The sequence below is a fragment of the Pseudomonas sivasensis genome (genome assembly GCF_052938085.1).
Genome location: NZ_CP176442.1, coordinates 1,597,575 through 1,610,750 on the forward strand (window position 1 = coordinate 1,597,575; position 13,176 = coordinate 1,610,750).

General features: G+C 57.8%; 14 protein-coding genes. 6 read left to right on the forward strand and 8 right to left on the reverse strand.

Translation table 11 applies throughout. The features are described from left to right. Positions 1–4: 4 nt before the first annotated feature. From ACKZ62_RS07510 to ACKZ62_RS07520, 3 genes are all read right to left on the reverse strand, one after another. Positions 5–322, reverse strand: a complete 318-nt coding sequence (locus ACKZ62_RS07510; RefSeq protein WP_032887730.1) for a Rieske 2Fe-2S domain-containing protein — start codon at positions 320–322, stop codon at positions 5–7. Positions 323–334: 12 nt separating this feature from the next. Then, a complete protein-coding gene (locus ACKZ62_RS07515) occupies positions 335–1,558 on the reverse strand; it encodes an iron-containing redox enzyme family protein (RefSeq protein ID WP_447096488.1) in 1,224 nt (407 codons plus the stop codon). A gap of 391 nt (positions 1,559–1,949) precedes the next feature. Then, on the reverse strand, positions 1,950–3,236 hold the full coding sequence (locus ACKZ62_RS07520) for a mechanosensitive ion channel family protein (RefSeq protein WP_032887734.1): 1,287 nt from the start codon (positions 3,234–3,236) through the stop codon (positions 1,950–1,952). Positions 3,237–3,429: 193 nt separating this feature from the next. Here ACKZ62_RS07520 and ACKZ62_RS07525 point away from each other — a divergent pair, with 193 nt between their 5' ends. Then, a complete protein-coding gene (locus ACKZ62_RS07525) occupies positions 3,430–4,776 on the forward strand; it encodes a DEAD/DEAH box helicase (protein ID WP_017735367.1) in 1,347 nt (448 codons plus the stop codon). A gap of 49 nt (positions 4,777–4,825) precedes the next feature. On the opposite strand, the gene ACKZ62_RS07530 is transcribed toward ACKZ62_RS07525, so the two are convergent. Further along, positions 4,826–5,101 carry a hypothetical protein gene (locus tag ACKZ62_RS07530; RefSeq protein WP_095185399.1) on the reverse strand — a complete coding sequence of 92 codons (276 nt, stop codon included), beginning with the start codon at positions 5,099–5,101 and terminating at the stop codon, positions 4,826–4,828. 156 nt (positions 5,102–5,257) lie between these two features. Between ACKZ62_RS07530 and ACKZ62_RS07535 the strand changes: the two genes are divergently transcribed. Continuing rightward, positions 5,258–5,647: a hypothetical protein gene (locus tag ACKZ62_RS07535; protein ID WP_032887737.1), complete on the forward strand. Its 390-nt coding sequence runs from the start codon at positions 5,258–5,260 to the stop codon at positions 5,645–5,647. Positions 5,648–5,689: 42 nt separating this feature from the next. Here ACKZ62_RS07535 and ACKZ62_RS07540 read toward each other — a convergent pair whose 3' ends face one another. The 3 genes from ACKZ62_RS07540 to ACKZ62_RS07550 form a co-directional block, all read right to left on the reverse strand. Further along, the gene (locus ACKZ62_RS07540) at positions 5,690–6,556 is read right to left on the reverse strand and encodes a DUF6279 family lipoprotein (protein ID WP_095185400.1); all 867 of its coding nucleotides are present in this window, start codon (positions 6,554–6,556) and stop codon (positions 5,690–5,692) included. 66 nt (positions 6,557–6,622) lie between these two features. Next, the gene (locus ACKZ62_RS07545; RefSeq protein ID WP_032887741.1) at positions 6,623–7,345 is read right to left on the reverse strand and encodes a TorF family putative porin; all 723 of its coding nucleotides are present in this window, start codon (positions 7,343–7,345) and stop codon (positions 6,623–6,625) included. A gap of 206 nt (positions 7,346–7,551) precedes the next feature. Further along, entirely contained in the window at positions 7,552–7,731 is a 180-nt protein-coding gene (locus tag ACKZ62_RS07550; RefSeq protein ID WP_003193095.1) for a PFL_1563 family small protein, read from the reverse strand. Between the two features lie 322 nt (positions 7,732–8,053). Between ACKZ62_RS07550 and ACKZ62_RS07555 the strand changes: the two genes are divergently transcribed. The 3 genes from ACKZ62_RS07555 to ACKZ62_RS07565 all read left to right on the forward strand — a co-directional run bounded on the left by ACKZ62_RS07555 (position 8,054) and on the right by ACKZ62_RS07565 (position 11,044). Continuing rightward, on the forward strand, positions 8,054–8,890 hold the full coding sequence (locus ACKZ62_RS07555) for a CvfB family protein (protein WP_032887742.1): 837 nt from the start codon (positions 8,054–8,056) through the stop codon (positions 8,888–8,890). Between the two features lie 113 nt (positions 8,891–9,003). Further along, on the forward strand, positions 9,004–9,402 hold the full coding sequence (locus tag ACKZ62_RS07560; RefSeq protein ID WP_032887744.1) for a DUF2177 family protein: 399 nt from the start codon (positions 9,004–9,006) through the stop codon (positions 9,400–9,402). Between the two features lie 199 nt (positions 9,403–9,601). After that, on the forward strand, positions 9,602–11,044 hold the full coding sequence (locus tag ACKZ62_RS07565) for an NCS1 family nucleobase:cation symporter-1 (RefSeq protein WP_447096489.1): 1,443 nt from the start codon (positions 9,602–9,604) through the stop codon (positions 11,042–11,044). Here the strand turns inward: ACKZ62_RS07565 and ACKZ62_RS07570 are convergent. Then, entirely contained in the window at positions 10,956–12,161 is a 1,206-nt protein-coding gene (locus tag ACKZ62_RS07570) for an MFS transporter (protein ID WP_447096490.1), read from the reverse strand. The two genes, ACKZ62_RS07565 and ACKZ62_RS07570, sit on opposite strands and share 89 nt — an antisense overlap. A 104-nt stretch (positions 12,162–12,265) precedes the next feature. Here ACKZ62_RS07570 and ptrR point away from each other — a divergent pair, with 104 nt between their 5' ends. Next, complete coding sequence (gene ptrR, locus ACKZ62_RS07575; protein ID WP_032887750.1) at positions 12,266–13,159, forward strand: putrescine utilization regulator PtrR; 894 nt, start codon at positions 12,266–12,268, stop codon at positions 13,157–13,159. Positions 13,160–13,176: the final 17 nt, after the last annotated feature.

Here is a 13,176-nt window from a genome sequence, read left to right on the forward strand (position 1 = left end):
GGTTTCATCCGTCGTAACGGGAGAGTTTAAGTAGCGGCACGCACCGTTCGGTGTCGCCGACCACGGTGCTGATCTGGTTTCTGACGCGCACGGTGGGCAGCGCCTTCTTTTCCAGGTTGCAGACCTTGTAGGCGTTGTCGTGCCAGGGACAGATCACGCTTTGGCCGTCGCCCGTCACTTCGCCCATATGCAGTGGGCCGCCACGATGGGGGCACGAGGTGGGCAGCAATTGCGTCGAATACGCGTGACGCTTCAGAAAATAGGTTCTGTCCTCCACGGCCACGTAATGGGCGTGGGTGATATTCAGGCTGATGGCTTTCATTGGGTGGCCCATTCAGATGGCGGTGACGGTGTACGTGCAGGACGGACTGACGATGCGCGTGCCATGGAGCATTCCCTTGGGAATCACGACGCCTTCGCCGGCGATGAGGCGCACAGTCAATTCGGGGCTGGCGACAAACTCCAGCTCGCCGGATTCGACCCAGAACAGTTCGTCATTGGGGTGGGTGTGCAGCACCGAGAGCTCGTGTTCAGCCTCGGTGATTCGCAGGCCCACCGGCTTTTGGCCCTGAAGCTGCGAAGCCTTGGCGCGATGTTCATCCAGCTCGTCGTGCCATTTGATATGGGCATACAGTTCTTCGTCGGCGATGTCCTGAAGGAGCTTGAACTCTTCAAAGCCGCGGATAAGGTCGGGGATGATCTTGGTGCCGAACTGCTTGATCATGGGAATGATCAGGCGCTGAAGTGCCATTCTGCCGTGGTGCACATCGATATGAGCATGCTCATCGAAGTAGGCAGTGGAGACCTGGCCATCGAAGATGGTCTTGATCGCACGGGACTGGTGCTTGGTCGTCAGCGCCAGCGTGGCTTCGGTGTAGTACATGGCGCCGATGTAGCGGAACAGTTCGCCGTGGTTGGCCGACACATAGTGGAAATAGTTGGTCAGCGACAGCGACGCCGGCGTGTAGAACTGCCAGTAATGGTGCACGTGGTGTGACATGTCCATGTCCTGGAGCATGTCTTCAAAGATGGTGCTGTGCTTCTTTTTGTCGACGCCGTAGCCATACTCGTCGATCAGGATCTTGAACAACTCGCTGGTGTACACACCGCAGTTACCCAGAACATTGCGCGCCATGGCCGAGGCTTCACTGAGGAAATCCCCTGCGCATTGGGTCATGAAAAAACGCGCGGCACGCTGGGGGTTGCGGCTGGTGGTCAGCACCTCATGCAGTTTGGAGTCGGCTTGGGCTACATCATCCAAGACTTTATCGGTGTGGGCGACAAAAGAGTCCAGGCACCAAGGACCATTGATGTGCACTTCTTCCTTAAGCCAGTTGTATAAGTAGTGTTCCAGTAACGGGCGGATCTTTTTGCCACTGGCGGCATGTTGGGGGTCATAGAACTGTTTGAAAGCCTTTAAGTCGAGTTCTAATGGCGGCTTGGGCAAGAAGACTAAGTCTTGCTCGTAGATATTCAATAACAAGCGTTGTGCCAACAAATGCTGACTGTCTGAAAGTTGGTCGCTGGTCAGGCTGGTGGTGATGATCGAGTCGGTCACGTCCTGCGGCCTGGAAGGTCGCTGATAGGGACTAGTGGTATAAAAATCGCGAGGTTGAGCAAAGGCACTAGCACCACAATAGTGGGTCAACGCTTCGGCATTCGAAGTTAATACAAAGTCTGCCGCATTATCAGAAAGCTGAGTTGTCCATAACATGAGGGATGGCCTTTATCTGGCGTTGTTTGATGGCCAAATGCTAAGGCGTTGGTTTTTTTAAAAACAGATTAGAAATAGTGCGCACAAGTAGTGAAAATCACTAAAGGCGTAGGAGAAATTTTCTTTATTGTTTGCGTCAGTTGATTATTCGGTCGCAGCGGCTACACATAGTTGCCGGCGCTTAGCGGGATATTGCGCCGGCGAGGCGCGTATTTTCACCTCGCCGGCTTCGGGCTCACTGCAGGGCTGGCGTGCTCTGGGGGCTGGGTGTCAGCGCCAGAATTCCTGCCCGTAGATCGGTGCCACTCGGTTGCTGGTACAGACTCAGTCCAAACTCCGGCAACACCGCCAGCAGGTAATCGAAGATGTCCCCCTGGATGCGCTCGTAATCGGCCCACGCCGTGGTGCGGGTGAAGCAGTAGATCTCCAGCGGCACGCCCTGAGCCGTGGTTTGCATCTGGCGCACCATGCAGGTCATGTTCGGCTGGATGTCCGGATGGCTTTTCAGGTAGGCCAGGGCATAGGCGCGGAAGGTGCCGAGGTTGGTCATTCGGCGACGGTTGGCCAGCAGTTGTGCGCTGTGTCCTTGGGCTTCATTCCAGGCCTTGAGCTCTGCCTGCTTGCGCCCGATGTAGTCGGTGAGCAGGTGCACCTGGGTCATGCGCACCTCTTCGTCATCGCGCAGGAAACGCACGCCGCTGGCGTCGATGAACAGGCTGCGCTTGATCCGACGCCCGCCGGAGGCTTGCATGCCGCGCCAGTTCTTGAACGACTCGGACATCAGGCGCCAGGTAGGAATGGAGACGATGGTCTTGTCGAAATTCTGCACCTTGACCGTGTGCAGAGTGATGTCCACCACGTCGCCGTCGGCGCCGACCTGGGGCATTTCGATCCAGTCACCGACCCGCAGCATGTCGTTGCTGGTGAGCTGCACGCTGGCGACGAACGACAGTAGCGTGTCCTTGTACACCAACAGAATCACCGCCGACATCGCACCCAAACCCGACAGCAGCAACAGCGGCGAGCGGTCAATCAGGGTGGCGACGATGATGATCGCGCCGAACACGAACAGCACCATCTTCGCCAACTGCACGTAACCCTTGATTGAGCGGGTGCGTGCGTGTTCGGTGCGGGCATAGATGTCCAGCAGGGCATTGAGCAGGGCGCTCATGGCCAGGACCAGGAACAGGATGGAGATGGCCAGTGCCACGTTGCCGATGAACAGAATCGCGGTTTTGCTCAAATCCGGCACCAGGTACAGGCCGAACTGGATCACCAGGGACGGCGTCATTTGCGCCAGGCGGTGGAAGACTTTGTTGTGCCGCAGATCATTGAGCCAGTGCAGCGACGGTTGGCGGCCGAGCAATTTGACGGCGTGCAGGGTGAGGTATCGCGCTACCCGTCCGAGCAGCAGGGCCACCACCAGCAACACCATAAAACCAAGGCTGGCATGCAGCACCGGGTGTTGGTCGAGGGCGCCCCATAGGTCTTGGACGTTGAGCCAAAGCTGTTTGATATCCATGGGTGAAACCGATTCCTCTGTAAGACAAGACGGCGCGATTAGAGCATCTAAGTGCGACAAAGTTGACGTTGTAGACAAATGCCCTGACAAAAAAGCACCTGATTCGCACCGTTCGCGTAAAGAAACTCGGTTTGGGCGCCCGAAACCGTTACCCTATGCAGCTGATATTTTGTATTTCTTCGAGGTAGCACCCGTGTTTTCCCAATTCGCCCTGCACGAACGCCTGCTCAAAGCCGTGGCCGAGCTAAAATTTGTCGAGCCTACGCCTGTGCAAGCAGCGGCCATCCCGCTCGCGCTCGAAGGGCGTGACCTGCGGGTGACGGCTCAAACTGGCAGCGGCAAAACCGCCGCTTTCGTCTTGCCGGTTCTGAATCGTCTGATCGGCCCGGCCAAAGTCCGCGTGAGCATCAAGACCCTGATCCTGCTGCCGACCCGTGAGCTCGCCCAGCAGACTTTGAAGGAAGTGGAGCGCTTCTCGCAGTTCACCTTCATCAAGTCCGGCATTATTACTGGCGGCGAAGACTTCAAGGTCCAGGCCGCCATGCTGCGCAAGGTGCCGGACATCTTGATCGGCACCCCAGGCCGTATGATCGAGCAACTCAACGCCGGCAACCTCGACCTCAAGGAAGTCGAAGTGCTGGTGCTCGACGAAGCCGACCGCATGCTCGACATGGGCTTTGCCGACGACGTTCAGCGTCTGGTTGCCGAATGTGTCAATCGCCAGCAGACCATGCTGTTCTCCGCCACTACCGGCGGCTCGACCTTGCGCGAAATGGTCGCCAAGGTGCTGAACAACCCTGAGCACTTGCAGGTCAACAATGTCAGCGACCTGAATGCCACCACGCGCCAGCAGATCGTCACCGCTGACCACAATGTGCACAAAGAACAGATCCTCAACTGGCTGTTGGCCAACGAGACCTACCAGAAGGCCATCGTGTTCACCAACACCCGCGCTGCCGCCGACCGCATCTACGGTCGCTTGGTTGCCCAGGAATACAAGGCGTTCGTGCTGCACGGCGAGAAAGACCAGAAGGACCGCAAGCTGGCCATTGATCGCCTCAAGGCGGGCGGCGTGAAGATCCTGGTGGCTACCGACGTGGCTGCCCGTGGCCTGGACGTTGATGGCCTGGACCTGGTGATCAACTTCGACATGCCACGAAGCGGCGACGAGTACGTGCACCGTATCGGCCGTACCGGGCGTGCCGGCAACGATGGCCTGGCCATCTCGCTGATCTGCCATGGCGACTGGAACCTGATGTCGAGCATCGAGCGCTACCTCAAGCAGTCGTTCGAGCGCCGCACCATCAAGGAAGTCAAAGGCACCTACACCGGGCCGAAGAAGGTCAAGGCGTCGGGCAAGGCTGTTGGCGTGAAGAAGAAAAAGACTGACGCCAAGGGCGACAAGAAGAAAACCGGTGCCAAGTCGCCGACCAAGCGCAAGATCGCCAACCGTCCGAAGACCGATAACCTGTCGTTGGTCAGCAAAGACGGCATGGCCCCGCTTAAACGCCGCAAGCCCGAAGCACCGGCTGCTGAATAAGCCAGCGCTGATGTGAAAAAACCGGACATCGTCCGGTTTTTTTATGCCTTCAGTTTTTGGCTTTTGCCGCAGCTTCTTTCAATTCTTTAAGGCGGGCGTCGATGAGCTGGCACTTGTCAGGGAATTCCGCGCTTTCAGTGTCCAGGTCCATCTTCTGCAGCTCGTCGTTCATCTCTTTGGCTTTGGTGGGGTTCTGCTCGGTGAGCTTGGTCACTTCCGTCGCCAACTGCTCTCGTTTCGCCGTGGCCTCTTCGGGCGTGCAGGCCCAGGCGGGCAGGGCGGTGAGCAGGGCGGCGGCGATGGCCAGGTTTCTCAAGGTGTTCATGGTACGTACCTCCTTGGTGATGATGTGCGGTTGAGGGGGCGAACGTCTGGAAAGTTCAGAGAAATGACGTCCGTCTGGCTGGCTGAACGGTGGCAGGTGTGGCATGTCACACCTTTTGACGGGCTACTTTTTCTTAGGCCTGCAGGAGGAATCAGGATGACGACTTACAACTGGGATCTAATCGAACGTCTGCTGCACGAAGTGCAGAACGGCGAAGGCAGCTTTGCCCCGCGCAAATACGCCGAGCAGGAAGCGGCCGAGAAGGCCACGGCGGGTGAGAACACCGGCAATCTGGATGCGCTGAAAAAGACCGCAGCGGATTATGAAGCGCTGCTGTTCAAGCGCGGTTTTATTGAATCGCGCCCCGAGGCAGAGGGCGGAAATGGTGAGAACTTCATTTTGACGCAATTGGGTGCCCAACTGCTGGCGCTGATCGACAGTTCCATTCCCGGCAACGATCACCCGCGCCAAGTGCTGGATGAGCAGCCGGATGCACTGGACCCGGCAACCTTCGCTGAAGTGGCGTCCAAAGCGCAGATTGCCTGACGGGTATGCGCGGACCCAGTGTGGGTGGCAGTCCCTCCCACATTAAATCCCGGCGGCCTTGAGGCATTTGAGTGCCTTGAAGTCGCTGCGTACGCCGTCGATTTTCTGCGTGAGTTTAAGGCGTTGCTGCGGCGTACTTTCGGCCATCACGTCGACAATCAGGCTGCGCGCCGCAGCTTCGGTCTGGGCGTAAGCCGCGCGATATTGCGGGGTCCATAGGCTTTCGCGGTCCACCAGCAGTTGCTGCATCTTCTGTGGGAATTCGGCGCTGTGGCGTTGCTGCACCGCTTCGATAAATTGCGCCTGCCAATGGGCGCGATTGCCGATCCATTCCTGATTCTGTTCGCCCAGCGCGACGGACCACGCGGTGACGCGATTTTGCTGGCTAGCGCTCAGTGGGCCCATCCAGGTGTCCAGGCGTTTGTTCATGCGCTCGGCGCGGTCCTTGATTTGTTGGGCGAGGGGCGGCTTAAGGTAGTCATCCTGGCGTTTACGCAGATCCTTGGCCAGGGCGTCGTTCATTTCTTTGACCTGCTGATCATTCAGTCCCTGGAGCAATTCGATGGCTGAGGGGGTGATTTCGCGGGCGACTTCAGCGATTGCCTGTTCGGCTTCGGCGGTGCGCGTTTTCAGTGCCGAATCGGTGACCTGGTTTTCGTCGACCATCTGTTGCAGGCGATCGAGCCAATCGAGATAACCCGGCAACTGCGTGGTGCAATGCCAGGCCAGGTGTTCCTTGAGCTTATCGTTGAACCAACTCTTCTGCCCGGCGTTCATGTCCAGGTAGTCATTGAGGGTCCAGGGGATGATCACGTCCAGGTTGCGGTAGGCCAGGCCCACGCGGTTGCAGCCGGCGAGTGCCAGGCTTAGGGTCAGCAGGGCCACCAACAGTTTGAGCCGACGCAGCATGGGCGTTTCCTTGGGCAGAGGGATTCAATGTATGTGAACCCGCGCCAGGCGCTACAGTTCAGCCCATCAATAAAACGACCGCGCGGCCTTTAACGTCAACAGCCCGTCGCATTGCGAATTGTGTCCGGAGTACGCCGAGCAGTCGCCGCCGCTAAGGCTGGAGTCGCTGTAAATCAGGTCCAAGTCGATGCCCTTCCAGGCGCGGGAGAACTGAACCGACCAGTCGCTGAAGCTGCTGATGGTGCCGCCGTCCACCGAAGCTGGAGTGCCCAATTGGTGGGTGGTGTACTTCATGCTGACGCCGATGCCGAAGGGTTGGGTGCCGCCCAGGTCGGCGAAGAGGGTGCTGTCCTGGCGGTCCGGGTCGTTGCTGAAGGAGGCACCGAAACGATTGCCCAACAGGTTCAAGCCACCGTAGAACTCTTGGCTGTCGAGGGGGCTGAGCTTGGGGTAGCTGTAGTGGATCAAGCCGACTTCGTAGCCGAGCGTCTGGTCGAAGGGGTGTTTGAAGCCCATGTAGGAGTCGACTTCGAGGGTGCTTGCCGAAGACAGGCCCATGTTTGGCGAGAACTGGCCGAAGTACAGGCCGCTGTTGTGGCTGAGGTCCAACCCCCCGTGGAAAGAGTCGCTGCCCGGCGAGGTCGGCTTGACCAGGCCCTGTGCCATGCTGCGGCTGGGGGTGGTGCCTAATTTCAGGTCGAAGTCGCCCAATTCGCGCTGGAAGATCTGCGCTTCGGCAAGGGGGCAAGCCACTAATGTGCTGACCAGAAAAATGCAGGATTTGAGCATGCTTCACTCCATGAAAAGCGAGGAGCAGTAACGGAGAAAATCGGGCAGATGCCCGTGCTAGACGTGTGCAAGGATACCGGCGAATGCCAGGCGATGAGGCCCGTTCGTCGATTAACGCAATATTGAATGTAGAAGGAGGGTGTTTCGGGCTCTAGTCCTAGCGCCTTGGAGGCAAGACGCTTAGGGACCAGGTATTTTGCGCGGTATTACTTTTTACCCAGGCTGATTTGCTTGGACGGGCCGAAAGTCTGGCCGCTCACGCCTTTTGCAATTTGCTGGATTTCGCCACCGGACTTGAGGAAAGCAGCGATTTGGCTGTTGATCGATTCGCTGGTTTCAACGGCTGGAGCTGGCTTTGCTTTGCTGTTGGATGCTTTTACGCGCATGGCGGCCACTAACCTGTAGAAAATTAACTTGGCCAGGCATCGTACAGGAAATACTTGACAATTGCTTGGCAAATATCCCCTGGGAATAAGTGGCGCGGCTGGAAATAACCGAAGTTCATCGCTGGAATTAGGCCCTAACTTACTGTTTTGACTCGAAACCACCCAGCAATGCAGTGCTGGTGGAAGGGCAAAACTCAGTCGAATGATCGGACGAGCGGAGCGATGCCATCGTAGGGCCATGCCAGGCCGCGATTTTTCAGGCGTGCGCGCGTCGCGGGCGCAACTCGGGTAGAATGCCGCCCACGCAATGAGGGTATTGGAAATGGCTCTAGTCGGGCGCTACAACAGCTTACAAGTGGTTAAACACACTAACTTCGGTTTGTACCTTGATGGTGCGCAAGATGGTGAAATCCTCTTGCCTAATCGGTATATCCCAAAAGATATTCCCAGTGAAGATGAAGACTGGCTTAACGTTTTTATTTACCTGGACAGCGATGACAAACTTATCGCCACCACCGAAAAACCCAAAGTTCAAGTCGGCGAATTTGCCAGTTTGAAAGTGGTGGAAGTCAACAGTATTGGCGTGTTCCTCGATTGGGGGCTGCCAAAGGACCTTTTGCTTCCGTACTCGGAAGAAAAACGTCAGATGACCGCCGGTGAATACTGCGTGGTGCACGTCTATCTCGACAAGCACACCAAGCGTATTACCGCCACCGCGCGCCTTGACCGCTACCTGGACAAGACGCCGGCCAACTACGTTGTGGGCCAGGAAGTCGACCTCTTGGTGGCCGAAGCCACTGATATGGGCTTCAAGGCGATCATCAACAACAAACACTGGGGGCTGATCCACAAGAACGAAGTGTTCAAGTTCCTGCGTCCCGGCAAGGAAGAGAAAGGCTTCATCAAAGAGATCCGCGCCGATGGCAACATCAGCCTGAGCCTGCAACCGGTCGGCCAGGAAGCGGCCTCCAGTCTCAACTCGAAGATCCTCGCCAAGTTGCGCGAAAACAACGGCACGTTGCCGGTCAGCGATAAAAGCGACCCGGCAGTAATCAGCAACTTGTTCGGCGTGAGCAAGGGTAACTTCAAGAAGGCTATTGGTGCGCTCTACAAGCAGGGTCAGATCGTGATTCACGCGGATCGCATTGAACTAAGCTGAGTAGGGTTTGCTCTTCTGTAGGAGCGAGCTTGCTCGCGAAAAGGGTACATCCGATACCGCGATGGGCCTGAGATATTTTCGCGAGCAAGCTCGCTCCTACAGAGGTCCGCTTGATGTCTAAAAAATCGTTGTTCGCCTACCTCGGCACCTTGCTTGCTTTTCTGGTGCTCGACGGCCTCTGGCTCGGCGTCCTCATGGGCCCTACCTACAAATCCTTGCTGGGCCCGCTGATGCTTGATCAGCCCCGCCTATTGCCCGCAGTGCTGTTCTATCTCCTGTATGTCCTCGGTTGTGTGGTGTTCGTGGTCTTGCCAAGCATCAACTGGCAACGCGCAGCGCGTCTGGGTGCCTTGCTGGGTCTGGTGGCCTATGGCACCTATGACCTGAGCAACTGGGCCACACTGCAAGGCTGGTCTGCGAGCTTGGCCCTGATGGACATGGCCTGGGGCACCTTCCTGACAGCGGTGTGTTGCACGGTTGGACACGTGTGTGCACATCGGGTGCACCGATGATTGTGTACAGGATTTATGTGCACCGTTGCTGAGCGCGGTCCCCGCTACTAAACCGTCATAAGCGCCTTTGGAGCACCGTCGTAGAGGGATTGTGTGCTATTGGCACGCATTCTGCTGACTGTCTCGTATACAAACCTGGCCGCCTCCCGTATGCATCCCCGTGTCGGAAGCGCAGGCCGGTATTACGAGGAGCCCAGCGATGACCGAACAATTGCCCAAAGGCTATAGCCCGCGCCTGTACAACCAGGATCTGGGCCCACTGCCGCAGAAGTGGAACTGGTACAACATTTTTGCCTTCTGGATGAGTGACGTGCACAGCGTCGGTGGTTATGTATTCGCTGCCAGTCTGTTCGCCTTGGGGCTAGCCAGTTGGCAGGTGTTGATCGCCTTGCTCGCGGGTATTTGCATCGTGCAATTGATCGCCAATCTGGTGGCTAAGCCTAGCCAGCAGGCCGCCGTTCCTTATCCAGTCATCTGCCGGCTCGCATTTGGTGTGTTTGGCGCGAATATTCCTGCGGTGATTCGTGGCCTGATTGCCGTGGCCTGGTACGGGATTCAGACCTATCTGGCGTCCAGCGCTTTGATCATCGTGGTGTTGCGCTTTTTCCCACAGATGGCGGTGTATGCAGAACCGCATTTCGCCGGTCTGTCCTACCTGGGCTGGTTTGGTTTCCTCAGCCTGTGGGTACTGCAAGCTGCAGTTTTCTGGGCCGGCATGGAGTCTATCCGCCGCTTTATCGATTGGGCGGGGCCGGTGGTATATGCGGTGATGTTTGCCCTGGCTGGCTGGATTGTGTGGAAGGCTGGCTGGTCGAACATCAGCTTTACTCTGTCGGAAAAGTCCCTGTCGGGCTGGCAAGCGTTCGGCCAAGTGATCGTAGCCACGGCGCTGGTGGTGTCGTACTTCTCTGGGCCAACCCTGAATTTCGGCGATTTCAGCCGCTACTGCCGCAGCATGCAGGATGTGCGACGCGGAAACTTTTGGGGCCTGCCGGTGAATTTCCTGGCGTTTTCCCTGGTGACGGTGGTGATCGTCTCTGGCACCTTGCCGGTGTTTGGCGAAATGCTCCACGACCCGATCGCCACGGTTTCGCGTATCGACAACAACATGGCCGTGCTGCTTGGCGCATTTGCCTTTGTGACCGCGACCATCGGTATCAATATCGTCGCCAACTTTGTGTCCCCTGCGTTTGACTTCGCCAACGTCGCGCCAAGCAAAATCAGCTGGCGTGCCGGGGGCATGATCGCAGCAGTAGCCTCGATCTTTATCACTCCATGGAACCTGTTCAATAACCCGCTGATGATCCACTACACCCTGGATATCCTCGCGGCGTTTATCGGGCCGCTGTTTGGGATTCTGTTGGTAGATTTCTACCTGATCAAAAAAAAGAAAATCGATGTAGATGCGCTGTTCGATGACAGCCCAAGTGGGCGCTATTACTTCGACGGCGGCGTGAACTGGACAGCGGTCAAGGCGCTGGTGCCCGCAACACTGGTGGGCGTCGCGATCACCTTCACACCGGCGTTGCAGGGCATGGCCAACTTCGCCTGGTTTACCGGCTGCTTCCTGGGAGGGCTGTTTTTCCTGGCGCTGTCACGGCGCGAACAGGTGCGCACGCAAGCGCCTTTGGTTGCTGGCTGACCAATATCCACCCCGCCAAGAACAGGCCTGTACCGGCAATCACCAATGCCGGTTGCAGGCCTCCACTCAGATGGCTGCTCGCGGACGCTAATAAGGGCCCGCTCAATTGGCCGATGGCAAAGCTGGCGGTCAGCAGACCGGTGCTGCGCTGGTAGCCGTGGGGCGCCACATCCCGCAAGCGCGCCATCACCAATTGCATACAGGCCAGGAACGGACCGCCGCAAAGCAGAACGCCCAGTGCCAACCCCCAGCCATTGCCCAGCAAGCACGTGAACACTCCGGCCGCTTGCAGCCACAGCGTTGTCATCAGCCAGCGGCGAGTAGCGTCTGGATCTTTGCGACGCAGAGTCGCCACGCCCACGCCAATCGCTGCCAGCAGGCCAAAGCACGGCCAGAACAGATCTGCCTGCCAGGCCCCTTTGAACTGGGCGCTGGCCATCTGTGACAGGAAGGTCGCTGGAATGATGTAACCCAGTCCGAATAGCACATAAATCCAGCACAGGTGCGTGATGCTGCCGTTGCTGCCCGCGTCGCTATGACCCGCGCCAGGGGCGCTGGCACAGGGCTGCGGCAAAAACGGCAGGATCGCCAGCAGCATGAGCAGCGCCACAGCGCCATAGATCAACCATAACGTGGCGGAGTTTTGCCCCAGCAGGTTTGAGCCGAGCGCCAATAGCCCGGTCAACAGAATCCCCAGGCCCGGTCCGGCAAATACCAGAGCACCCAGACGCGGGCGTCCGGCGGTGAGCGCCAGCGGCTGGCTCAAGCTAGTGATCATCACCAATGCCCAGGCACTTGCCACGCCAGTGCCAAAGCGCAACAGCAGATGAGGCCAGAACCCATGGGCCCAAGAGGACGCAAAGGTCAGCAGCACACATAACCAGAGCCCACCGTACAGCCGACCGCGTACATGACGGTGATCGCGGGCGAAAATCGAATCCACCGCGCCCACGAAGTAGCCGAGGTAATTGGCGGCGGCGATCAGGCCGGCGTCGGTCAGGTCGATCTGCCCTTCGCTAAGCATGTGGGGCATTTGTGGGGTGAGGGCGAAGCGGCCAATGCCCATGGCCATCATCAGGGCGATGGAGCTGGCGAGTAAGCGAATCAGGGGTGACATGGTCAGGTGTCCTGCTGAGAAACGAATGACCCTCAGCCTAAGGTGTGTTGACTTTCTGTAAAATTGAATGATATTGAGTAACTTATTCAGTTTTGGAGAAAGTCGTGGAGTTCAGTCAATTGCGCATTTTCCAGGCCGTGGCGGAAGAGGGGTCCATCACCCGCGCGGCTGAGCGCCTGCACCGCGTGCCGTCAAACCTATCGACCCGACTCAAACAGATGGAGGAACAGCTCGGTGTAGAGCTGTTCCTGCGCGAACGTCAGCGCTTGCAGCTGTCTCCGGCGGGCAAGATATTGCTGGACTACAGCACCCGTCTGCTGGCGCTGCACGATGAAGCCCATGGCGCCGTGCAAGGTGGGCAACCGGCCGGCGACTTTGTTCTGGGCAGCATGTACAGCACTGGAGCAGTGCATTTGCCCAAGCTGCTGGCGCGTTATCACAAGGCCTACCCAATGGTGAATCTGCAGGTGCAGTCAGCGCCCAGTGGTGAGTTGCTGGAAGGTCTGATCACGGGGCGTCTGGACGCAGCGTTTGTGGACGGCCCGCTGACCATCGCCAGCCTGGACGGCGTGCAGTTATGCGAGGAAAAACTGGTGCTGATCTGTGAAGCCGACCACCCACCCGTGCGTGGTCCCCAGGATGTTGCCGGCCGCTCGGTGTTTACGTTCCGACGCAGTTGCGCTTATCGCACACGCCTGGAAAGCTGGTTTTCCCACGAGCGCGTAGCCATGGGACGGGCGATTGAGATCGAGTCATATCAAGGCATGCTCGCTTGCGTGATTGCCGGTTCAGGGGTGGCGTTGATGTCACAAGCCATGCTCGACAGCCTGCCAGGCAAGGACAGCGTGTCCGTTCATCCACTGACAGGGCATTTTGCCACTGCGACCACCTGGTTGATGTGGCGAAAGGGTATGCTCGGCGCTAACCTCAATGCGTGGATCGACTTGCAGCAAGAGGGCCAGGCGACGGTAATGAAAGACACCCGCGCCATTGCCTGACCGGTCCGTCAGAATTC